The following is a 20,973-nucleotide window of genomic DNA, read 5'->3' on the forward strand; positions in this document are numbered from 1 at the left end:
ACGGATTTTCGCCGTCCTCTCCCAATGGGAGAGGCTGTAAAATGTCCAATAGAAACAACCTTATGCAAACACTCACCCCAACCCACATCAAACAACAGCGAGAATTGCTGAAACAGCAAGAGTTAAATAATTTTGCGCAAACGGACGTAAATGCCCTGATTTTACACCGCACTTTATTTTGCGATCAGCTCCTTTGTCAGCTTTGGCAACAGTTCCAATTAGATCATGCGCCCTTAACTTTGATTGCGGTCGGGGGGTATGGGCGACAAGAAATGTTTCCTTTGTCCGATTTGGATTTTTTGATTTTATCTGAACAACCAAATTCCCCAGAGGTCGAGCAAAAGCTCAGGGATTTTATTCAATGCTTATGGGATTGCGGTTTTGATGTGGGGGCCAGTGTACGTACTTTAAGTGAATGCGACGAACAGGGCCGTGCGGATATTAGCATTGCCACCAACTTATTGGAAAGCCGCTATCTTTGCGGCAACGCAGAAAATTTTGAAAAATTAACCGCACTCTTAAGCCAACCCGATTTTTGGCCAAGAGAAACGTTTTTTAAGGCGAAAGTCGAGGAAAAACAACAACGTTATCAACGCTATAACAATACGAGCTATAACCTAGAACCCGATATCAAATACAGCCCCGGTGGCTTGCGTGATTTGCACCTGATTTACTGGATTGCCTTACGCCATTCCCACGCCATCACCTTACAAGAAATTTTACAAGCGGGCTTGCTGTACCCCGAAGAATATGAGTTATTGCAAAATCATCAGCAATTTTTATTCAAAGTGCGCTTTGCTTTACACTTAATTTTAAAACGCTATGACAACCGCTTATTGTTTGATCGCCAAGTGAAAATAGCCGAATTATTAGGCTATCAAGGCAACGGCAATCAAGGCGTTGAGCAGATGATGAAACGCTTTTTTCAAGCCTTACAAACCATTTCGGGGCTAAGTGATGTGTTAACCAAACATTATCGAGAGCATTTTCTGGTCGGGCGTTTTGTGTTAAATAAAAGTGCGGTGCAGAATTCACGTATTTTTTTAGACCGCCATTTTCTGTTGCAAAATAATTTGATTTGTTTAATTCAAGAAAATGGCTTTATTACTGAACCCGACACCATACTGGATTTATTCTATCATCTCACCGTCCAACCACAGGCTGAGATTCATTCCTCTGTGCTACGCCAGTTGCATATTGCCTTAAAGCAACAACGCAAACCGCTTAGTGAATTGCCGCTTGCTCGAGAAAAATTTTTACGTGTCTTAGCACAGCCCAACGCCATTGCACGGGCGATTATCCCCATGCACCAATATGGCGTTTTCAGCGCCTATCTTCCCCAATGGCAAGGCATTGAGGGCTTAATGCAATTTGATTTATTTCATGTGTACACCGTAGACGAGCATACCATGCGAGTGTTGCTCACTTTAGAGCGTTTTTTACAGCCAGAAAGTGAATCAGATTACCCCATTTGTCATCAAGTGTTTCCCACTATTGCTGACCGCACGTTGCTTTATATCAGTGCCTTATTTCATGATATTGCCAAAGGGCGAGGTGGTGATCATGCGGAACTTGGGGCGGAGGACGTGCGGAAATTTGCTCAACAGCATGGCTTTGACGCCCGAGAAACGGCTTGCATGGAATGGTTAGTCAAACAGCATTTATTGATGTCAACGGTGGCACAACGGCGTGATATTTACGATCCTGAAGTGGTGATGGCCTTTGCGGAAGAGGTGCAAAATAAAGTTCGCTTAGATTTATTGCTTTGTTTAACCGTCGCTGATATTTGCGCCACCAATCAGACGCTGTGGAACAGTTGGAAATTGGCCTTATTCACCACTTTGTATCAATCCACCTTGAAACAATTTGCCCAAGGTATGGATCAGCTTTTGGATAATCAGAAAACCATTGATGAAAATCGTCATCAGGCGCTGAGTATGCTCAACCCATCTCAGCAACAACCTATTCAAACCTTATGGCAACGTTGCCCTGATGATTATTTCTTACGCAATACGCCAAAAGAATTGGTCTGGCATTTTGAATTGCTTGAAAAGATGACCCAACAACCCCTGGTCAAAATCAGTAACCGTTTTTCCGACGGTGGTACGGAAGTCTTTGTGTATTGCCAAGATCAACCTAATTTATTTTACAAAGTCGTGGCCACCATTGGGGCGAAAAAAATCAGTATTCATAATGCTAAAATCAGCACGAGCCTAGATGGTTATGTGTTAGATACCTTTATTGTCACGGAATTGAACGGCGACTTATTGCCCTTTGATCGCCGCCGTGATTTAGAAAAAAGCCTCACCACCGCCTTAACCCAAGAAAAGCTGCCCATTTTGTCCAGTTCAAGCAATCCTAAATTGGCGCATTTTCAGGTTAAAACGGACGTGCGTTTTCTCGACACCAAAAAAGCCGAACACACCGAAATGGAACTGTTTGCTTTAGACAAAGCGGGCTTATTGGCAGCTGTCAGCCAAGTTTTCAGCGAGCTACATCTGAATATTATTAACGCCAAAATCACCACCGTCGGTGCCAGAGCGGAAGACTTTTTTATGCTGACGAATGCACAGAATAAGGCATTAAATGAAACCGAGCGACATCAGTTGGAGGTGTTTTTGTTGGAGCGGTTGGGATAAAAAATTCCCCTGTTGAACAGGGGAATGAAAACATTAAACTGCGGTATAAAACAGATAACTATTATACCCAACATAACAAAGTAACAATAACAATCCTTTAAACCGCCCAATTTGTCCATTGGCTTGTTTAAAGGCATAGCCGAATACGAATAAGAGGATAGTTAAAGCGGACATAATTAAAACATCACGAGAAAGCACCGCACTTTCCACGTCCATTGGGTGAATTACGCCCGCAATTCCCACCACAGCGAGGGTGTTAAATAAGTTAGAACCAATAATATTGCCCACTGCTAAATCTGCCTCGCCTTTCCGAGCGGCGGCAATGGAGGAGGCTAATTCGGGTAATGAGGTGCCGATTGCCACAATAGTCAAGCCAATCACTAAATCACTGACGCCAAAATAATGGGCAATTTCCACCGCACCCCATACCAATAGTTGCGAGCTAGCCATCAGCAACACCAAGCCAATAACCAGCCAAAATAGCGCTTTGCTTAACGGCATGTATTTTTGATGTTGCAATTCTTCTGGCAATTCAACATTTTTCTGGCGAAACCCTTGCCAGATTGTCCACGCCATATACCCTGCGAGAATGGCGATTAAAATCACGGCATCAAGGCGAGAAATTTGCATATCATAGAGTAAATAGGCAGACAGTGCGGTGACGATAAGCAAGATCGGGAGATCCTGTTTTATCACTTGTGAATGCACTAAAATCGGTTTCACTAACGCAGTGAACCCTAAAATCAGGGCGATATTGGTAATATTTGAGCCATAAGCATTGCCCAAGGCAATACCGGGGTTGCCACGAAAAGCCGAGATGGCTGACACCACCATTTCAGGGGCAGAGGTGCCAAAGCCAATAATCACGATACCAATTAACAACGGAGGCATGCCAAAATGGCGAGCGGTGGCGGCGGCACCATCTACAAAACGGTCGGCCGACCAGACCAATAACAATAATCCGACAATAAGCGCTAAACTAGGTAAAAGCATAAATAATCATTCAATCTAAAATAAAGGTGGGCATTATAGCGGATTCAGGAAAAGAGAGATAGTGCAGAAAAAATAAAAGCCCAAAAAAATTTGGGCTAAAACTTCTGGCTTAATAGGAACTTTTATCAAAGGAGATAAATAAAAGTTCACCAAAAGGAAATGGCTCCTCCTGCGGGACTCGAACCTGCGACATATGGATTAACAGTCCACCGTTCTACCGACTGAACTAAGGAGGAATAATTCTGAATCAATCAAGATAGGTGGCGAATGATAATGATCTCTGCATGAATTGTCAAGTCTAAAAATCAATAAAATGTGTTGTTTTTTCTATCCACACAAGCTGTGGATAACTCTGTGAGTTAAATTTAAAAAAATTCGGTCATGCTAGGCCATATCTAGCTTGATGGCGGTTCTGTGAGGGATTGTTCGTAAAATAACATTGATATGTAAATCAATAAGTTAACTAAAATCTAGTGAAATTTTACAAAATTTTTAATGAAAATGTTTTTTATTCAGCTTGACAACGATAAGTCTGTGTAAAACTTGAATTTTTTCAACCTGATTTTAAGCTAAAAATATGATAAAATACTCACAATCCTTTTTAGGATTGTTCGGGGCTTTTGCCCCCGTTGCAAGCAACGTTCAAAATTCCTGTCGGAATTTTGTACACCGCACTTTACAAATGATCAGTAGCAAACATGGCCACCAAAATTAACAGTAAACCTTTTATTTTACATTCCGAATTCCAACCCTCTGGCGATCAACCCACCGCTATTGCCAAATTAGCGGAAAATTTAAACGACGGTTTAGCCCATCAAACATTATTGGGGGTAACGGGATCGGGCAAAACCTTTACCATTGCCAATGTGATTGCACAACTTAACCGCCCCGCTATGGTGCTTGCCCCGAATAAAACGCTCGCCGCCCAACTTTATGCGGAAATGAAAGCCTTTTTCCCTGAAAATGCGGTGGAATATTTTGTGTCTTACTATGATTATTATCAGCCTGAGGCCTATGTACCGAGCAGCGACACCTTTATTGAAAAAGATGCGTCGATTAATGATCAAATTGAACAAATGCGATTGTCTGCCACCAAATCTTTTCTGGAACGGCGAGATACCATTGTGGTGGCCTCGGTGTCTGCGATTTATGGTTTGGGCGATCCCGACAGCTATTTGAAAATGATGTTACATTTACAAAGCGGTGCCATTATCGATCAACGGCAAATATTGGCGAAGTTGGCTGAATTGCAATACACTCGCAATGATCAGGCGTTTCAGCGTGGTACCTTTAGAGTGCGGGGGGAAATCATTGATATTTTCCCTGCCGAATCGGACGATAAAGCGGTTCGTATTGAATTATTTGATGATGAAATTGAACGCTTGAGCTTGTTTGATCCGCTCACTGGCACGAGCTTTGGCGCCGTGCCACGTTTTACCATTTACCCGAAAACTCACTATGTGACGCCAAGAGAACGGATTTTAGAGGCGATTGAGAAAATCAAAGTAGAATTAGTGCAACGCCGTGAACAGTTTATTCAAGAAAACAAATTACTGGAAGAACAACGAATTACGCAACGCACCCAATTTGATATTGAAATGATGAATGAACTGGGTTATTGCTCGGGCATTGAAAACTACTCTCGCTATTTGTCTGGTCGAAAAGAGGGCGAACCGCCACCGACCTTGTTTGATTATATGCCCTCTGACGCTTTGTTGGTGATTGATGAAAGCCATGTCACGGTGCCACAAATTGGGGGCATGTATCGGGGCGACCGTTCACGTAAAGAAACCTTGGTGGAATACGGTTTCCGTTTGCCATCGGCGTTGGATAATCGTCCGTTGCGTTTTGAAGAATTTGAGCGATTGGCGCCGCAGACCATTTATGTGTCGGCAACCCCAGGCCCTTATGAATTAGACAAATCAGGAGATGAAATTATCGATCAGGTCGTGCGCCCAACCGGCTTGTTGGATCCTGAAATTGAAATTCGTCCCGTGGCGATTCAGGTGGATGATTTGCTTTCCGAGGCCCGTATTCGAGCGGATCTCAATGAACGTGTATTAGTCACTACCTTAACCAAACGCATGGCGGAAGATTTGACCGATTATTTGGAAGAACATGGCGTCCGTGTGCGTTATTTACACTCCGATATTGATACGGTGGAACGGGTGGAAATTCTGCGAGATTTACGCTTGGGTGAATTTGATGTGTTGGTGGGAATTAACTTATTGCGAGAGGGATTGGATATTCCGGAAGTGTCTTTGGTCGCGATTTTAGACGCAGATAAAGAGGGCTTTTTGCGTTCCGAACGCTCCTTAATTCAAACCATTGGCCGTGCGGCTCGAAACCTGAAAGGCAAAGCGATTTTATATGCGGATCGCATTACCAACTCCATGGAAAAAGCCATCAGCGAAACCAACCGCCGTCGTGAAAAACAAATGAAATATAACGAAGAACGAGGCATTGTCCCGCAAGCGTTAAACAAAAAAGTGGGCGAATTGTTAGATATTGGGCAAGGCGCAATGAACAAAGCTAAAGGCAGGGGCAAAGGTGGTCGCATTGAAGAACCGCAAGCCACTTATCGGGTGACCGATCCAAAAGCCTTGCAAAAAGAAATCAAGAAATTGGAACAGCAAATGTATCAATTTGCCCAGAATTTGGAGTTTGAACAAGCGGCTGCGGTGCGAGATCAGTTACATCAGCTTAGAGAACGATTTATTACGGAATAGAGCATGAAAAAATTTTTTGTATTTTGCACCGCACTTTGGCTAGCATTTTCTGCACAAGCGGGATTATTTGACGGTAAAAAGACATTTTTACCCGCAGATCAGGCGTTTCAGTTCTCCGTTCAGCCAAATCAACAACAAGTTGCATTACATTGGCAGATTGCCGAGGGCTATTATTTATATAAAAATGAATTGAGCGTCACGGCAGAAAATGGTCATGTGGGGACGTTACAATTTCCAACGGGGGAAATTCATCAAGATGAATTTTTTGGTGAAACAGAGATCTTTCGCCATGAATTAAGCGTTTTAATGCCAGAATTGCAAGCCAATGCGCAAACTAAATTAAAGGTGAATTATCAAGGTTGTACTCAAGGATTATGTTACCCGCCCGAGGAAAAAATCATAGATTTAGCTCATTTTTCAGGTTTGCTTAAACCAAGTGCGGTGGAAAAGACGAGGGTTTTTGCCACGGAGAGTGAACAAGATCAACTGGCTAATCGATTATTCCAATCGCACTATGCCGTATTTTGGTTTTTCTTACTCGGCTTAGGCTTGGCGTTTACACCTTGCGTATTGCCCATGCTCCCTTTACTGTCTGCGATTGTGATTGGTCAAGGTGAGCGCCCAAGTACAGGGCGAGCCTTGGCGTTAAGTGTGATTTATGTGCAAGGCATGGCGTTAACTTATACCTTACTCGGGTTAATCGTGGCTGCTATTGGCTTGCCCTTTCAACAAGCCTTACAAAGCCCGCCCGTTTTAATCGGCTTGTCGTTGTTATTTGTGTTATTAGCCTTATCCATGTTTGGTCTGTTTACCTTACAATTACCGACAGGGTTACAAACCAAAATCACCCAATTAAGCCAAAAACAACAATCAGGCGCTTATATTGGCGTATTTATTATGGGGGCATTGGCGGGGTTAGTGGCGTCCCCTTGTACATCCGCACCGCTTTCAGGTGCGTTGTTGTATGTGGCACAAAGTGGAGATCTCTTTATTGGGGCAATTACCCTATATTTATTGGCCTTAGGTATGGGGATACCCTTAATTTTAGTGACCGTATTTGGCAATCAAATTTTACCTAAATCGGGAAATTGGCTGAATATCGTGAAACAGTTGTTTGGTTTTATCCTTTTGTTATTGCCAGTTATTTTATTGGAACGAGTATTCGTGCAATGGTCGTTAGAACTTTGGGCGGTATGGTTAATCTTATTTTGTGCTTGGATTGCCAGTCAGCGTTATTGGTTGGGTGTTGTTGTCGCTTTATCGGCATTTTTCACATTGCAATATTCAGGTATGTTTGCTCAGACCGCACAAAGTGCGGTGCAAAAACAGGGCGATTTTGCACCGCACTTTCAACGTATTCATAGCCTTACGGAATTAGAACAAGCCTTGGTCAATAGCCCAAAATCGGTTGCTATGGTGGATTTGTATGCGGATTGGTGCGTAGCTTGTAAAGAATTTGAGAAATATACTTTTGTAGATCAACAAGTACAACAGGACTTTGAACAGATTTTATTATTGCAAGTGGATGTAACCAAAAATACGCCAGAAAATCAAGAGATTATGGAGAAATTCAAGGTGTTGGGTTTACCGACGATTTTGTTTTTTGATCAGCAGGGAAAGGAAATCAGCGGTTTAAGAGTCACAGGTTTTTTGAATGCTACCGATTTTCATCAGCATATTACCAAATAATCAGGATGTTATGGCGTTAAGAAATCTCACGCCATAAGCTCCTAGGCAATGGCATTAAGCCCTTTCTGTTGCACAATATTTAATAATTTCAAGGCTGCCCCAGAGGGTTTTTTTACACCACGCTCCCATGCAGACACAAGGCTTTTACTGACGTTTAAATGATGTGCAAAAGTGCCTTGTGAAATGCCTTCTTTTTCACGGATTTCGCAAATTTCGTTGCTAGTGAGAATTTTCGGTTGTGGTGGTTCTAGGCAAAGTCCGTCGTATTCTCGATAAGTTTTTTCATCAAAAATACCGAGTTCATATAATTCTGTCACGTGTTCGTGGATTTGTTGATCAATGATGTTTCTGTATTTCATTGTGATCTCCAGTATGTTTTGTCATTTCAATTAAAAATTTTTTCTTGATATGTAATTCTATAAAATTATTCACTAAAAATAAAAAGTTCTTTCACTCATTTAGGCTTTATTAACCAAAAGAAATTCGTATAATGAAAACTCATTTTTTATTTTATTAAGGAAAGTAGTATGAATTCATTAAATAAATATTCCCCTTATGCGTTAGCCTTGTTGCGTATTATGGCGGCTTATATGTTCTTGTTACATGGCACGGCGAAGTATTTTGAATTTCCTATGTCCATGACTGGCGGAAATGGTGCAGTGCCTGTATTTTCTATGTATGGTATTGGCGGTATTTTAGAAATTACAGGCGGTATCTTATTGATCTTGGGTTTATTCACTCGCCCTGTGGCATTTTTGCTTTCAGGCATGATGGCGGTGGCGTATTTCCAAGTGCATGCGATTCCTGCGGATAATTTATTCTTACCTTTGACCAACAAAGGGGAATTGGCGGCGTTATATTGCTTTGCCTTTTTCTATATTTTCTTCCAAGGTGGCGGTGCCTTTGCGTTAGACAATAAACGCAATCAAAAATAACCGCACTTTATGTCATACCAGAAGCCTGTATTTTAAGAGATATAGGCTTTTTTTATTTATCCAGTACATAAACGCAACCGTTTGCGTTATAATGCAAACCGATTTTTATTTATTCTCAAAGGAACATGTCAATGCAATCAAATCGTCCTATTCGTCAGGCGTTATTAAGCGTTTCAGACAAAAGTGGTATCGTGGAATTTGCACAGGGTCTAGTGCAACGTGGGGTGAAATTATTATCAACAGGCGGTACGGCTAAATTGTTGGCCGATAGCGGTTTAGCCGTAACGGAAGTATCAGATTATACTGGCTTTCCCGAAATGATGGACGGGCGAGTGAAAACCCTACATCCGAAAGTCCATGGTGGCATTTTAGGTCGTCGTGGCATAGATGATGGTATCATGCAACAGCATGGCATTGATCCTATTGATATGGTGGTGGTGAATCTTTATCCTTTTGCGGCAACGGTGGCGAAACCTGATTGTAGTCTTGCCGATGCGGTGGAAAATATTGATATTGGCGGACCAACTATGGTGCGATCTGCAGCGAAAAACCATAAAGATGTGGCGATTGTGGTAAATAATCAAGATTTTAATGCCATTCTTGCCGAAATGGATAAAAATCAAAATAGTTTAACCTTAGAAACCCGTTTTGATTTGGCGATTAAAGCCTTTGAACATACCGCCCAATATGACAGCATGATTGCCAATTATTTTGGTAAATTGGTAAAACCTTATTTTAAAGCAGACGAAGAAGATGAAAATGCGGTTTGTGGTCAATTTCCACGCACTTTAAATCTAAATTTCATTCGCAAACAAACCATGCGTTATGGTGAAAACAGCCATCAAAATGCCGCATTTTATGTGGAACAAGATGTCAAAGAAGCCAGCGTTTCCACCGCCAGACAATTACAAGGCAAAGCCCTTTCTTATAACAATATTGCAGATACAGACGCAGCGTTGGAATGTGTTAAATCTTTTGCCGAACCTGCTTGTGTGATCGTAAAACACGCTAACCCTTGTGGTGTGGCATTGGGTGAGAATATTTTGACAGCCTACGATCGTGCTTATCAAACAGATCCGACTTCTGCCTTTGGGGGAATTATTGCCTTTAACCGTGAGTTAGATGAACAAACTGCGAAAGCGATTGTAGAGCGTCAATTTGTGGAAGTGATTATTGCACCGAAAGTGTCGCAAGGTGCGGTTGATGTGGTTAAGACGAAGAAAAACGTGCGTTTATTGGCATGTGGCGAATTTAGCCAAACACAGCAACGTTTAGATTTTAAACGGGTGAACGGCGGTTTGTTGGTGCAAGACGCAGATTTAGGTATGGTGGGCATTGATGATTTGAGAGTTGTCAGCAAACGTAAACCGACAGAAAAAGAATTACAGGATTTATTGTTCTGCTGGAAAGTAGCGAAATTCGTCAAATCTAACGCCATTGTGTATGCCAAAGATAACCAAACTATCGGTATCGGTGCAGGGCAAATGAGCCGAGTTTATTCTGCCAAAATTGCAGGCATTAAAGCACAAGATGAAGGGTTGGATGTAAAAGGTTGCGTAATGGCATCTGATGCGTTCTTTCCATTCCGTGATGGAATTGATGCGGCAGCAAAAGTGGGGATTGAATGTGTGATTCACCCTGGTGGTTCAATGCGGGATCAGGAGGTGATTGATGCGGCGGATGAACATGGGATGGTGATGGTGTTAACGAGAATGCGGCATTTCCGCCATTAATTGCGGGTGTCGCCCGCAGGGCGACCTACTTTTCTTTGCTCGTGCAAAGAAAAGTAGGCAAAAGAAAGCACGCCCCGACTTCACCGCTTTTCTGAGCTTATTTGGTATTTTCTTCACGCTAAATTTTGAACTCGCTACGCTCAAACATGCAAAATTTAGCTAAAAATACCAAAACGCTCAGGCGGTTCAGACGGGGCCCCAATTTTTGATCGAGCGTTAAAAAAAGTGCGGTGAAAAAATTCCGTAGAAATTATCAACGTTGCGTAGCAACGGGAGCAAAGCTCCGAATAATCCTATCAAGGATTGTGAGTAAAAAATTGAGATTTTATCCTAAGCTACGAAGTAGCGTTACCATGCTTAACCTAGTACGCCAGTGCTAGGTATTGGAAACCCATGGGGCCCCATGTTTGCCGCCTGAAAATGTTTTAATTTGTAGGAAAATGGCGTCTGTCTGAGCGTAGCGAGTTCAGCCATTTTCCGTTAAGCAAATTAAAACATTTTCAGGAAACAAGGCAAAGTTGGGGTGTGCTTTCTTTTTGCTTACTTTTGCTTTGCACAAGCAAAGAAAAAGTAAGTCGCCATCGGCGAAATTCGATCTTGCCACAAGCAAAAGAAAGTATGGTCGCCCATTGGGCGAAACCCATTATTAAAAAACAAACATATTGTAATTAAAATAAAGGAAACAAAATGAATATATTAATTATTGGAAATGGCGGTCGTGAACACGCCCTCGCTTGGAAAGCTGCCCAATCTCCCCTCGCCACCAAAGTCTTTGTTGCCCCTGGAAACGCAGGAACAGCCAGAGAAAGTGCGGTGCAAAACGTACCCATTTCTGCGACCGACGTACCTGCTTTAGTCAAATTTGCGCAAGATAACCAAATCGGATTAACTATCGTGGGTCCTGAAGCCCCGTTAGTCGTTGGTGTGGTCGATGCCTTTGAACAAGCAGGGTTAACTATTTTCGGACCTCGTCAATCTGCCGCTCAACTGGAAGGCTCAAAAGCCTTTACCAAAGATTTTTTAGCCCGTCACAAGATCCCAACGGCGGAATATCAAAACTTCACGGAAATTGAGCCAGCCCTTGCCTATATTCGTGCAAAAGGTGCACCGATTGTGATTAAAGCTGATGGTTTAGCGGCAGGCAAAGGTGTAATTGTGGCAATGACGTTGGCAGAAGCGGAAGATGCAGTACGTGATATGTTAGCAGGCAATGCCTTTGGTGAAGCGGGTAGCCGAGTAGTGGTGGAAGAATTTCTGGACGGTGAAGAAGCCAGTTTTATTGTCATGGTGGACGGTGAACACGTTGAACCCATGGCGACCAGTCAAGACCATAAACGTGTCGGTGAAAATGATCAAGGGCTGAACACGGGCGGAATGGGAGCATATTCACCAGCACCGGTGGTTACACCAGAAATTCATCAGCGTGTGATGGAACAAATTATTTATCCAACCGTACGTGGTATGGCAGCGGAAAATAATGTGTATAAAGGCTTTTTATATGCGGGTTTAATGATTGATAAAAACGGTCAGCCGAAAGTGATCGAATTTAACTGCCGTTTTGGCGACCCTGAAACTCAACCGATTATGATGCGTTTGAAATCAGATTTAGTTGAGCTTTGTTTGAAAGCCTGTCAAGGCGAGTTAGATCAGGTGAAATCCCAATGGGCAGAACAGCCTGCATTAGGTATCGTGTTGGCAGCAGAAGGCTACCCCGCAGATTACCGTAAACATGATGAAATTCACGGTTTGCCAACAGAAAACAAAACAGATGAAAAAGTCTTTTTAGCAGGTGTGGCAGAACAAGACGGAAAATTAGTCACCAATGGCGGACGAGTGCTTTGTGTAACAGCCTTAGGTAATTCTGTATTTGACGCTCAACAAAAAGCCTTGAAATTAGCCGAACAAGTGAATTGGACAGGCCGTTTTTATCGCCGTGATATTGGCTATCGGGCAGTGGCGAGAGAGCAAAATAAATAAGGAAGAGAGTTATGAATAAAGTCGTTTATGTTAAAGCCCATTTTAAACCCATGGGAAAATATGTAGAAGTTAAAGTCCCAACAGGTGAAACGAAAAAAGGTTTGTTTGGTGGGGAAAAAGAGATTATGACCACAGAAAAACGTTGGGAGCAAACAGGTTGGTCTGATTGTGAAATTGATGGTGAGCGTCTTTCTAAAGATATTGAAGAAACCGTGGTTAGTTTGAATAATGATGGTTATGAAATCGTATCTATTTTACCTATTGTTTCAGGAAATTATAATTATCATTACCAAGCTCAAGGTATAAAAAGTGAAAGAAGATTATTGAGCGAAACAGAAAAAGTGACGGGAGGGGCTAGTTTTGGTTATGGCTATGGTTATAGCTTTACCGAAGGGGTAACTATTATCGCTAAAAAATAAAGATGAAAATTATTCATTTAGAATTGGAATAATTAACAATTAAATTTTAGTCAAAAACAGGGTAAACTATCAAAAAATTTACCCACCAACTTTAAAAGGACAAATCTATGTTTAAAAAATCTGTCACCATTGAAAATTACGATCCTATTTTATGGCAAGCCATTCAAGATGAAAACCGTCGTCAAGAAGAACATATTGAATTAATTGCCTCTGAGAACTACGCCAGCCCATTGGTCATGGCAGCGCAAGGCTCACAATTTACCAATAAATATGCGGAAGGTTATCCAAGCAAACGTTATTACGGTGGTTGTGAATATGCGGATATTGTTGAACAATTAGCCATTGATCGTGCCAAACAATTATTTGGGGCAGATTATGTCAATGTGCAACCGCATTCAGGTTCACAAGCCAATGCAGCCGTCTATATGGCGTTAATTAAACCAGGTGATACGATTTTAGGCATGGACTTAGCCCATGGTGGTCACTTAACCCATGGTGCGAAAGTGAGCTTTTCGGGCAAGATCTACAATTCCGTGTTATACGGTATCACCGCAGACGGTTTAATCGATTATGCAGATGTGCGTCAAAAAGCCTTAGAATGTAAACCAAAAATGATCGTCGCCGGTTTCTCTGCCTATAGCCAAGTAGTGGACTGGGCGAAAATGCGTGAAATTGCCGACGAAGTGGGGGCGTATTTATTTGTCGATATGGCACACGTAGCAGGCTTAATTGCCGCCGGCGTTTATCCAAATCCATTACCACACGCACATGTTGTGACTACAACCACCCACAAAACCTTAGGCGGTCCACGTGGTGGTTTAATCCTTTCTTCTTCTGGTGATGAAGAAATGTACAAAAAATTCCAATCTGCCGTGTTCCCAGCAGGTCAAGGTGGTCCATTAGTGCATATCATTGCAGCAAAAGCCGTCTGTTTTAAAGAGGCTCTTGAACCAGAATACAAAGTCTATCAACAAAATGTGGTAAAAAACGCTAAGGCCATGGTGGAAGTGTTTAAATCTCGTGGTTATGATGTCGTGTCTAACGGAACCGAAAACCATTTATTCTTGGTGAGCTTTGTAAAACAAGGGTTAACCGGTAAAGCAGCGGATGCGGCATTAGGTCGTGCCAATATTACGGTCAACAAAAATGCCGTGCCAAATGATCCACAAAAACCGTTTGTGACTTCTGGTATTCGTGTAGGTACACCATCTGTGACTCGTCGTGGTTTCAATGAGCAAGATGTCACCGCATTAGCCGGTTGGATGTGTGATGTATTAGATGCGTTAGGCAAAGACAATGAAGAAGCCGTCATTGCAGCGACCAAAGCGAAAGTGTTGGAAATTTGTAAACGTTTACCGGTTTATGAAAAATAATTGGTGAATTTGTGAGTAAAAAGCGGTGGTGGTAAATCACCGCTTTTTTGCTTGAATAATTTTTTGAAAAGAGTAAACTCATCAAAGTTGATGATAATGAGGATGCTATGTTTGATTTAGTAATCACAAAATTGGCATTAAAGGAATTAAAAAAACTGCCACCTAATTTACAAGCAGCAACGTTTAAAGCAATAGAAGAATTATCATTGAAAGGATTTGAACTCAAAGAACCCAAAGTTCGCCATATAAAAGACGGCTTGAAAGAATTAAGGGTGACAAGTTTAGAAGGCATTTCTCGTAGTTTTTTCTTTTTTGAAAAACGTCAACAAATTTACGTAGTTCACGTTTTACATAAGAAAACACAAAAAACACCACAACAGAGTATTGAACTCTCACTTTCTCGTATGAATGAAATTAAGGAGAAATTAAATGGATAAGAATGAAAATTTAGAATTTGTCACTTTAGAAGAATTACGTCATAAATTAATGCAAGATCCTGAATTTGTAGCTGAATACAAACGGCTAGAAGAACAAGAGCAGCTTATGGCGAGCTTAAAAGCACAACGAGAGGCTCAAAATCTCACGCAAAAAGATATTGCTGAAAAAACGGGGATGAAAATGCAAAACGTGAGCCGTTTAGAGCGTGGCTTAGTTCACCCAACGTTGGACACACTTTCTCGTTATGCTAATGCGTTGGGTGGTCGGATTGAGTTTGTGTTGAATTAAGTATGCTTTATTTCTTTATAACCTATCTAGCGGTGGTGAATATCACCGCTTATTTTTTAATGCGAGAAGATAAAAAACGTGCTGAAAATAAACAATGGCGAATTGAAGAATTGGTGTTCTTTACCCTTTGTTTTATTGGTGGGTTTATTGGTGTGCATTTGGGTATGCAACATTTTCGGCATAAGACCCAACATTGGCAATTTAAATGGGCGGTCGGTTTAAGTGCGGTGCTTTTTTTAGTGATTTTGCCTTTATTATTCTGGTGGCGAATGGGATTTTAATTTTTTAATCCTTTCTTCATTTTTTCTTAATACTTATCTGTTTTAATCTCTCTCAACAAAGTGATGTCATGGCGCAACGCTTTGGATGATTAACGTTATTTTACAAAGGAAATGATGATGAAAAAAAATGTAATGAAAAAAACGAGTTTAGCTGCCTTATTGGGTTTATCTATTTTAGCGGGAGCAACGCTTGTACAAGCAGAAACCGCACCTGAATCACAAGCCACCTTAGATCCCGTGGTGGTGCAAGCAAAAGCAAGATCGCCAGAGAATCGTGGGCAAGGGGCTGAACGTGGCAATAGAATGGCGGAAAATCGTCCTCATGATGAACGTCCTGAACCTTTTATGTTCGGTGGATTTATGCCGACCAAAACTACACAAGTGGCGGACGCAGAAAAGTGGCAAGATGATCAACCGATTATTTTAATCGGTCATATTGTGAAACAAGTGGGTAAAAACGACTTCGTATTTAAAGATAGCTCCGGTGAATTAACCTTAGAGATTAATCGTAAAGCCATGCGTGGATTGATTACGCCAGAAGATAATGTCAAGATCGTGGCCGAAGTGGAAAAATCTTGGGGTAAAACTGAAGTGGAGGCGGTTGTGGTGGAGAAAGTTCGTGCTGTACGTCCACAACAAGGTGAAAGAGTAGGAAAAGGGGAGTAGAATTACAGGAACCCTCACCCTAGCCCTCTCCCATAGGGAGAGGGGACAAGATAGCAAAGGAAGTATTTTTTATCCCCAAAAAACATTCCCTCTCCCTATGGGAGAGGGGACGAGATAGCAAAGGAAGTATTTTTTTATCCCCAAAAAACATTCCCTCTCCCTATGGGAGAGGGCTAGGGAGAGGGTAAAACAACAAACTGCGGTGTAATTTATGCGAATTTTAGTGATTGAAGATGATCCCTTAATTGGTAATGGGTTAAATATTGGCTTAACCAAATCGGGCTTTTTGGTGGATTGGTTTACTGACGGCAAAACGGGTTTTGAGGCGATTAAATCTGCAGATTATGATGCCGTCGTGTTAGATTTAACTTTGCCCAAAATGGATGGATTGGCTATTTTGCAACAATGGCGAGCGGATAATCAAGATGTGCCGATTTTGATTTTAACCGCTCGTGATACCTTAGATGAACGTATCCATGGCTTGCAACGTGGGGCGGATGATTATTTGTGTAAGCCTTTTGCTTTAGCCGAAGTGGTGGCACGTTTGCAGGCGTTAATTCGTCGCCGTCATGGGCAAACGAACCCGATTATTGAATACGGCGCCGTGAAATTTGATCCAAATAATCATAAAGTGTGGCTTGAAGATCAAGATATTTCGCTCACCACAAGAGAATATAAGTTACTTGAATTGTTTATGCTCAATCAAAAACGGGTGCTAAGTCGCACGTTTATTGAAGAAAAATTATACAGTTGGGAGGATGATGTGAGCAGTAATGCCCTTGAAGTTCACATGTATAATTTACGTAAAAAATTAGGCAAACAATTTATTCGTACCGTGCATGGCGTCGGTTACGCCTTAGGAAAACAGGATGAAATTACGGCAAAAGAATAGCTTACGCTTACGTTTAATTTCCATTTTGTCGTTAACTGCCTTAATTATATGGGGCATTTCGACGGCGATTGCGTGGTTTGAGGTGCGTAAGGAAGTGGATGAACTGTTTGATGCGCAACAGGTGTTATTAGCCAAACGATTAGCCACCTCGAACTTACATCAAATTCTGTTGGAACGCCAAAAACGTGGCGGATTTCGTCCGTTTCATAAACGGAAATCTCATTATGATGATGACGCCTTAGCCTTTGCTGTATTTACACGTGACGGTCAATTATTATTGGGCGATGACGCAAAAGGGGAAAACTTTATTTTTGCCCCAACACGAGGATTTTCGGTGACGACCTTGGCGGGCGAAGATAAGGATAAATGGCGCATTTTTTGGTTACCCTCCGAAGATCGTAGCTTAATTGTGGCAGTGGGTCAGCAGCTTAAATATCGGGGTAGCCTGATTAATGATATGGTGTTTAAGCAAATGTGGGTGTGGATTGCGGGCTTACCCTTACTCATTGGCTTGATGATTTTACTGATTGGGCGAGAATTAAAAGCCATTAATCAAGTGGGGCGGGAAATGCGGCGCCGTTCGCCAGATAATCATCAACATATTACCACAGAAAATTTACCGGATGAAATTTTGCCGTTAGTGCAAGGATTAAACGGCTTTTTTGACCGCACTTCCAGCATGTTAGCCCGAGAGCGTCGCTTTACGTCCGACGCTGCGCATGAGTTACGTAGTCCGTTAGCGGGCTTACGGATTCAAGCGGAAATTGCGCAAATGGTCGGTGATGATGTGGCATTAAGAGAAGAAGCCTTAACAAATCTCACGCAAGGCATTGATCGTGCGACACAGGTGATCGAACAATTATTAACCCTCTCTCGCTTAGATAATCTGCAACAATTAGAGGAATTGGAAAATATTGATTGGCAAACGCTGATTAGCTCGGTGATTGGCGAGCTGTATTTTTCCGCCCAACGCAAACAGATTGAACTGCATTTTGACGTTATCAGCGTTCCCGAACCACGTCAAGGGCAAACCGTCTTGTTGTCTTTAATGTTGCGCAACGTCATGGATAACGCCATTAAATATTGCCCAACCCATAGCCAAGTCAAGGTGCGGTTAGAAAAAACGGCGATTTATATTGAGGATAATGGTGGCGGGGTGAATCAAGCCGATTTAGATAAATTGGGTCAGCGTTTTTATCGTCCCGCCGGGCAAAATGAAAAGGGCAGTGGGTTAGGTTTATCCATTGTGAAACGCATTGCCGAATTACATCATATTCAAGTGCGGTTAGAAAATAGGCAGAATAATCCGCAAAATATCGGCTTGCGGGTGATTTTTCAGCTGTAATTTTTACTTACTCACTCCACTTTATGCGATTTTTTGCCTTGTTTTCCCTCATAATGGAGTGAGAGATAGCGTGAGTTGTCTATAAAATAGACTAAAATGCAAGAAAAATGTGATCTTCATCACATTTTTTTGGAAAATTTGTTTTTTATGGTTGACCTTGATTTTATTCTTTGGCAATATGACTAGGCTTTAAAAAAGCGAGGTTTGACCGCATTCTTTTTGAAAAGTTCAAATCTTAATTGTATATAACAATAATCCTGATACAAGAAGGAATCTATTATGAAAAAAACATTAGTAGCATTAGCAGTGGCTGCAACAGCCGCAACAGCAGTAAGCACAGCCAACGCCGCAACAGTTTATGAACAAGACGGTACTAAACTTGAATTAAGCGGTTCATTACGTTTATTCTTAGGTCGTTTAGGTGATCATGAGCGTGGCGATTTAAGAAATGATGGTTCTCGTTTATTCGTTAAAGGAAGCCATGACTTAGGCAACGGTTTATCTGCTTTCGCCACTTTACAATTACGTTTTGATGACAGAAACGGTGCTGAAAAAACATCAAATACTTTCGGCAACCCAACAACCAAACACTTATTCGCTGGTTTAAAACATAAAGATATCGGTGCAGTAAGTTTCGGTCGTCAAGCAACTAACGCGGATGACGTAGTAGCTGATAACGGTTATATCAACTCAGGTGCATTAAACCCATTAATGACTGACGCAGATAAAAGCGTGAAATTCCGTTCAGAAGAATTTGCAGGATTTAGCTTTGGTGCGGATTACTTCTTTGGCGGAAGTAGCAAAGGACGTGTTGCAGCTTTAGCAGCAGTCCCAGAGCCTGACCAAGATGATACCACAGCTTATCCGCAAGGTGCTAATGATCCTGCATACAAATTAGCTAAAGATGCTTATGATAAATATGCAGCAAATATTGCTCCTTCACTTAAAAATGGTTATTCTGCTAGCTTATTCTACAATGTAAAAGTGGCTGAACAACAAAAACTTGATTTTGCTGTGGTTTACTCACAAGAAAACTATGATGCAGCTTACACGACAAATAGCGTTTACAAAGATAAAACTTGGGTTGCTCACTTAGGTTATACCTTAGGTGATGAAGACCAACAAGGCGAATTCAATGTTAACGGTTCTTACGGTCAATACAAAAAAGAAAGCGAAGGTGTGAAAGGTCGTTACTCTATCCTTCAAGCTAGCTACCAAGTACTTGAACCATCAAAAGTTTATGTTCAATGGGAACGTACTGGCGAAAAAGATATCACTTCTGGTGACCGCACTAAAACTCACAATCGTTACTTAGGTGGTGTGGATTATAAATTACACACAAACGTGTTGACTTATTTTGAATATGCTCACGACCGTGTTAAAGACCACGCTAAAAACGAAACCAAAAAAGACAACGTATTCGGTGTAGGTTTACGTGTATTCTTCTAATTGAAAAATTAGTGTGAGAGATTTGAAAACCCGAGCTTGGCTCGGGTTTTTTTGTTGCTTTCTCCCTCTCCCTTTGGGAGAGGGCAGGGGTGAGGGTAAATTTACGCTCAACAGATATTAAACCCTCACCCTAACCCTCTCCCAGAGGGAGAGGGGACGGTTAGTGGGGCGTGCCGACTTCTTTACTCGTTTTTTGTTGTGTTTGATATTTTTAGTGTAGAATGAATTTGTCGTAAAAATAAGAAGCGGATAAAATTATTGATCAATTAGGAAAACCGAACAATGAAAAAGTTTACGGTAGTTTGGCTTTCAATATCAATCACCCCCAATCCCGCTCCCACGCCCGATCATCCAATTCCTGTTCAAAATAGCTTTCTACCAATCGTTTGGTAATATCGCTTTTCGGGTGGCTGAACAGGTTTCTTGTATTGCCATATTCCACCACCATGCCTTTATCCAGCACAAGCACTTTGTCGGCAATGTGTTTCACAAAGCCTAAATGTTGGCTCACATAAATATAAGACACACTGCGGCGTTCTTGCACATTTAACATTAAATTGGTTAATTGGGTTTTCACCGAGGCGTCGAGAGTGCCGATAGTGTCATCTGCAATAATGATTTGCGGTTCTAAAATCAGCGCTTGTGCGAAGGCGATACGTTGTTTTTGGCTGGCAGAAAGCGTCTTGATTTTGACGTTGGTATGGTCTGGATAAAGACCCACTAAACGCAAGGTCTCAAAGATTTTCTCATTGCGTTGGGCTTCATCTAGTTCGGTCGCAAGGCGTAATGGGGTATCCAGAATTTGCCCAATATTTAAACGAGGATTAAAGGCAAAATTAGGATCTTGCATAAGCATGCGAATACGTTTGGAACGGTATTGATAATCCCCAAATGTCAGCGGTTGACCCTCTAGCAAGATACTGCCAGAGGTGGGGCGAGTAATGCCCACAATCATTTTGGCGAGGGTGGATTTTCCCGAACCATTATTGCCAATAATGGCTAAGGTTTCTTTGCGTTCAAGGCTAAAACTCACATCTTGCACGGCGTGAAAAGTATCGGGGCCAAATAAACCTTGGTGTTCTTTAAAGGTTTTGGATAAATCATTAACGTCTAAAAGTGCGGTCATT

General features: G+C 41.8%; 18 protein-coding genes and 1 tRNA gene. 15 read left to right on the top strand and 4 right to left on the bottom strand.

The genetic code is table 11. From position 1 onward, the window contains the following. The first annotated feature begins 41 nt into the window (after nt 1-41). Complete coding sequence (gene glnD, locus ACTG7X_RS00895) at nt 42-2,639, top strand: bifunctional uridylyltransferase/uridylyl-removing protein GlnD (protein WP_439256676.1); 2,598 nt, start codon at nt 42-44, stop codon at nt 2,637-2,639. Nucleotides 2,640-2,672: 33 nt separating this feature from the next. On the opposite strand, the gene ACTG7X_RS00900 is transcribed toward glnD, so the two are convergent. Together ACTG7X_RS00900 and ACTG7X_RS00905 are read right to left on the bottom strand one after the other, a co-directional pair. Next, nucleotides 2,673-3,632 carry a calcium/sodium antiporter gene (locus ACTG7X_RS00900; protein ID WP_439256677.1) on the bottom strand — a complete coding sequence of 320 codons (960 nt, stop codon included), beginning with the start codon at nt 3,630-3,632 and terminating at the stop codon, nt 2,673-2,675. Nucleotides 3,633-3,792: 160 nt separating this feature from the next. Continuing rightward, nucleotides 3,793-3,868: transfer RNA gene (locus tag ACTG7X_RS00905), tRNA-Asn, on the bottom strand. A gap of 462 nt (nt 3,869-4,330) precedes the next feature. Here ACTG7X_RS00905 and uvrB point away from each other — a divergent pair. Both uvrB and ACTG7X_RS00915 read left to right on the top strand, forming a co-directional pair. After that, nucleotides 4,331-6,361, top strand: a complete 2,031-nt coding sequence (uvrB, locus tag ACTG7X_RS00910) for an excinuclease ABC subunit UvrB (protein WP_439256678.1) — start codon at nt 4,331-4,333, stop codon at nt 6,359-6,361. 3 nt (nt 6,362-6,364) lie between these two features. Next, on the top strand, nt 6,365-8,050 hold the full coding sequence (locus ACTG7X_RS00915; RefSeq protein ID WP_439256679.1) for a protein-disulfide reductase DsbD: 1,686 nt from the start codon (nt 6,365-6,367) through the stop codon (nt 8,048-8,050). 41 nt (nt 8,051-8,091) lie between these two features. Here the strand turns inward: ACTG7X_RS00915 and ACTG7X_RS00920 are convergent, their stop codons facing one another. Then, nucleotides 8,092-8,409 carry a helix-turn-helix domain-containing protein gene (locus tag ACTG7X_RS00920; RefSeq protein WP_439256680.1) on the bottom strand — a complete coding sequence of 106 codons (318 nt, stop codon included), beginning with the start codon at nt 8,407-8,409 and terminating at the stop codon, nt 8,092-8,094. A gap of 168 nt (nt 8,410-8,577) precedes the next feature. On the opposite strand from ACTG7X_RS00920, the gene ACTG7X_RS00925 reads away from it, so the two are divergent. The 12 genes from ACTG7X_RS00925 (at nt 8,578) to ACTG7X_RS00980 (ending at nt 19,846) form a co-directional block, all read left to right on the top strand. Further along, the gene (locus tag ACTG7X_RS00925) at nt 8,578-8,985 is read left to right on the top strand and encodes a DoxX family protein (RefSeq protein ID WP_439256681.1); all 408 of its coding nucleotides are present in this window, start codon (nt 8,578-8,580) and stop codon (nt 8,983-8,985) included. A 131-nt stretch (nt 8,986-9,116) separates the two neighbouring features. Continuing rightward, a complete protein-coding gene (purH, locus tag ACTG7X_RS00930; protein ID WP_439256682.1) occupies nt 9,117-10,718 on the top strand; it encodes a bifunctional phosphoribosylaminoimidazolecarboxamide formyltransferase/IMP cyclohydrolase in 1,602 nt (533 codons plus the stop codon). Between the two features lie 687 nt (nt 10,719-11,405). Then, complete coding sequence (gene purD / locus ACTG7X_RS00935) at nt 11,406-12,695, top strand: phosphoribosylamine--glycine ligase (RefSeq protein WP_439256683.1); 1,290 nt, start codon at nt 11,406-11,408, stop codon at nt 12,693-12,695. Nucleotides 12,696-12,706: 11 nt separating this feature from the next. Further along, nucleotides 12,707-13,114 carry a hypothetical protein gene (locus ACTG7X_RS00940; RefSeq protein ID WP_439256684.1) on the top strand — a complete coding sequence of 136 codons (408 nt, stop codon included), beginning with the start codon at nt 12,707-12,709 and terminating at the stop codon, nt 13,112-13,114. A 107-nt stretch (nt 13,115-13,221) separates the two neighbouring features. Next, a complete protein-coding gene (gene glyA / locus ACTG7X_RS00945) occupies nt 13,222-14,487 on the top strand; it encodes a serine hydroxymethyltransferase (protein WP_439256685.1) in 1,266 nt (421 codons plus the stop codon). 107 nt (nt 14,488-14,594) lie between these two features. Beyond that, complete coding sequence (locus ACTG7X_RS00950) at nt 14,595-14,924, top strand: type II toxin-antitoxin system RelE/ParE family toxin (protein ID WP_439256686.1); 330 nt, start codon at nt 14,595-14,597, stop codon at nt 14,922-14,924. Further along, nucleotides 14,917-15,213, top strand: coding sequence for a helix-turn-helix domain-containing protein (locus ACTG7X_RS00955; protein ID WP_439256687.1), 297 nt, complete (start codon nt 14,917-14,919; stop codon nt 15,211-15,213). The genes ACTG7X_RS00950 and ACTG7X_RS00955 overlap by 8 nt, the downstream gene beginning before the upstream one ends. A 2-nt stretch (nt 15,214-15,215) precedes the next feature. After that, nucleotides 15,216-15,494 (top strand): DUF1294 domain-containing protein, encoded by a 279-nt coding sequence (locus ACTG7X_RS00960; protein WP_439256688.1) that lies wholly within the window; start codon nt 15,216-15,218, stop codon nt 15,492-15,494. Between the two features lie 117 nt (nt 15,495-15,611). Then, nucleotides 15,612-16,160 (top strand): YgiW/YdeI family stress tolerance OB fold protein, encoded by a 549-nt coding sequence (locus ACTG7X_RS00965; RefSeq protein WP_439256689.1) that lies wholly within the window; start codon nt 15,612-15,614, stop codon nt 16,158-16,160. Between the two features lie 211 nt (nt 16,161-16,371). Next, the gene (locus tag ACTG7X_RS00970; protein WP_439241079.1) at nt 16,372-17,052 is read left to right on the top strand and encodes a response regulator; all 681 of its coding nucleotides are present in this window, start codon (nt 16,372-16,374) and stop codon (nt 17,050-17,052) included. Then, nucleotides 17,030-18,397: a quorum sensing histidine kinase QseC gene (qseC, locus tag ACTG7X_RS00975; RefSeq protein ID WP_439256690.1), complete on the top strand. Its 1,368-nt coding sequence runs from the start codon at nt 17,030-17,032 to the stop codon at nt 18,395-18,397. Before ACTG7X_RS00970 ends, qseC begins: the two co-directional genes overlap by 23 nt. A 279-nt stretch (nt 18,398-18,676) precedes the next feature. Beyond that, nucleotides 18,677-19,846 (top strand): porin, encoded by a 1,170-nt coding sequence (locus ACTG7X_RS00980; RefSeq protein WP_439256691.1) that lies wholly within the window; start codon nt 18,677-18,679, stop codon nt 19,844-19,846. A 319-nt stretch (nt 19,847-20,165) separates the two neighbouring features. Here the strand turns inward: ACTG7X_RS00980 and ACTG7X_RS00985 are convergent, their stop codons facing one another. Then, the gene (locus tag ACTG7X_RS00985) at nt 20,166-20,972 is read right to left on the bottom strand and encodes a peptide ABC transporter ATP-binding protein (RefSeq protein WP_439256692.1); all 807 of its coding nucleotides are present in this window, start codon (nt 20,970-20,972) and stop codon (nt 20,166-20,168) included. Between the last annotated feature and the right edge of the window lies 1 nt (nt 20,973).

Source organism: Lonepinella sp. BR2271, from assembly GCF_051851515.1.
Classification (GTDB): domain Bacteria; phylum Pseudomonadota; class Gammaproteobacteria; order Enterobacterales; family Pasteurellaceae; genus Lonepinella.

Excerpts from the sequence above, each read along its gene's own strand:
- ACTG7X_RS00980 (WP_439256691.1), top strand. The coding sequence starts at position 18,677 with ATGAAAAAAACATTAGTAGCATTAGCAGTGGCTGCAACAGCCGCAACA.
- ACTG7X_RS00955 (WP_439256687.1), top strand. The coding sequence starts at position 14,917 with ATGGATAAGAATGAAAATTTAGAATTTGTCACTTTAGAAGAATTACGT.
- uvrB (WP_439256678.1), top strand. The coding sequence starts at position 4,331 with ATGGCCACCAAAATTAACAGTAAACCTTTTATTTTACATTCCGAATTC.
- glnD (WP_439256676.1), top strand. The coding sequence starts at position 42 with ATGTCCAATAGAAACAACCTTATGCAAACACTCACCCCAACCCACATC.
- ACTG7X_RS00960 (WP_439256688.1), top strand. The coding sequence starts at position 15,216 with ATGCTTTATTTCTTTATAACCTATCTAGCGGTGGTGAATATCACCGCT.
- ACTG7X_RS00915 (WP_439256679.1), top strand. The coding sequence starts at position 6,365 with ATGAAAAAATTTTTTGTATTTTGCACCGCACTTTGGCTAGCATTTTCT.
- ACTG7X_RS00950 (WP_439256686.1), top strand. The coding sequence starts at position 14,595 with ATGTTTGATTTAGTAATCACAAAATTGGCATTAAAGGAATTAAAAAAA.
- ACTG7X_RS00970 (WP_439241079.1), top strand. The coding sequence starts at position 16,372 with ATGCGAATTTTAGTGATTGAAGATGATCCCTTAATTGGTAATGGGTTA.
- ACTG7X_RS00925 (WP_439256681.1), top strand. The coding sequence starts at position 8,578 with ATGAATTCATTAAATAAATATTCCCCTTATGCGTTAGCCTTGTTGCGT.
- ACTG7X_RS00940 (WP_439256684.1), top strand. The coding sequence starts at position 12,707 with ATGAATAAAGTCGTTTATGTTAAAGCCCATTTTAAACCCATGGGAAAA.
- ACTG7X_RS00985 (WP_439256692.1), bottom strand. The coding sequence starts at position 20,972 with ATGACCGCACTTTTAGACGTTAATGATTTATCCAAAACCTTTAAAGAA.
- purD (WP_439256683.1), top strand. The coding sequence starts at position 11,406 with ATGAATATATTAATTATTGGAAATGGCGGTCGTGAACACGCCCTCGCT.
- ACTG7X_RS00920 (WP_439256680.1), bottom strand. The coding sequence starts at position 8,409 with ATGAAATACAGAAACATCATTGATCAACAAATCCACGAACACGTGACA.
- purH (WP_439256682.1), top strand. The coding sequence starts at position 9,117 with ATGCAATCAAATCGTCCTATTCGTCAGGCGTTATTAAGCGTTTCAGAC.
- glyA (WP_439256685.1), top strand. The coding sequence starts at position 13,222 with ATGTTTAAAAAATCTGTCACCATTGAAAATTACGATCCTATTTTATGG.
- ACTG7X_RS00965 (WP_439256689.1), top strand. The coding sequence starts at position 15,612 with ATGAAAAAAAATGTAATGAAAAAAACGAGTTTAGCTGCCTTATTGGGT.
- ACTG7X_RS00900 (WP_439256677.1), bottom strand. The coding sequence starts at position 3,632 with ATGCTTTTACCTAGTTTAGCGCTTATTGTCGGATTATTGTTATTGGTC.
- qseC (WP_439256690.1), top strand. The coding sequence starts at position 17,030 with ATGAAATTACGGCAAAAGAATAGCTTACGCTTACGTTTAATTTCCATT.